The sequence below is a fragment of the Vibrio sp. 1288 genome (assembly GCF_033344475.1).
This window is the reverse complement of sequence record NZ_JAWPOX010000364.1, coordinates 1-787: the sequence shown is the minus strand read 5'-3', so window position 1 is coordinate 787 and position 787 is coordinate 1. Positions and strand designations below refer to the sequence as shown.

Below are 787 nucleotides of genomic sequence, written 5' to 3'. Positions count from 1 at the left end.
CATGTCTAAGTCTAGGTGGTTGGTTGGTTCGTCGAGTAGCAATAAGTTTGGTTTTTGCCACACGATCAACGCCAGCACCAAGCGTGCCTTTTCACCACCAGAGAACGGTGCGACTTTTTCTAGCGCCTTGTCGCCTTGGAAACCAAAACTACCTAGGTAATCGCGCAGTTGCTGCTCTGTTTGATCCGGTGCAATCTGCATCATGTGCTGCAGTGGTGTTTCTTCTGGGTGCAACGTTTCCAACTGGTGCTGAGCAAAGTAGCCGATCTTTACGCCTTGCGAATAGGTGAGATCGCCACCTTGCGCTTTAAGTTCACCTGAAAGCAGTTTGATTAAGGTCGATTTACCTGCGCCGTTGCGGCCAAGCAAACCAATACGGCTGCCCGGTACTAAGTTCAGACGAATCTTTTCTAAAATTAGGTTGTCGCCGTAACCTGCCGATACGTCGTCCATCATCATGATTGGATTTGGCAGCGCAGCTGGTTGACGGAATTCAAAGCTGAATGGGTTATCGAACTGCGCGGGCAAGACTTTTTCCATGCGTTCTAGCGCTTTGATTCGGCTTTGCGCTTGGCGCGCTTTCGACGCTTTGTAGCGGAAGCGGTCGATGTAGCTTTGCATGTGCGACATTTGCTTTTGTTGTTTCTCGAACATCGCTTGTTGCAGCATCATTTTTTGCGCACGTTGATTTTCGAATGACGAGTAGTTACCCGTGTATTCGTTCAGCTGTTGGTTTTCGATATGGATGATGCGACCAACGATCGGATCTAGGAAATCTCGGTCGTGC

1 protein-coding gene is annotated in these 787 nt (G+C 49.2%); it reads right to left on the bottom strand.

All coding sequences use genetic code 11. From position 1 onward, the window contains the following. Positions 1-787 (bottom strand): ATP-binding cassette domain-containing protein (locus tag R8O11_RS26785; RefSeq protein ID WP_318194818.1); only part of this gene is annotated, 787 nt, incomplete at both ends.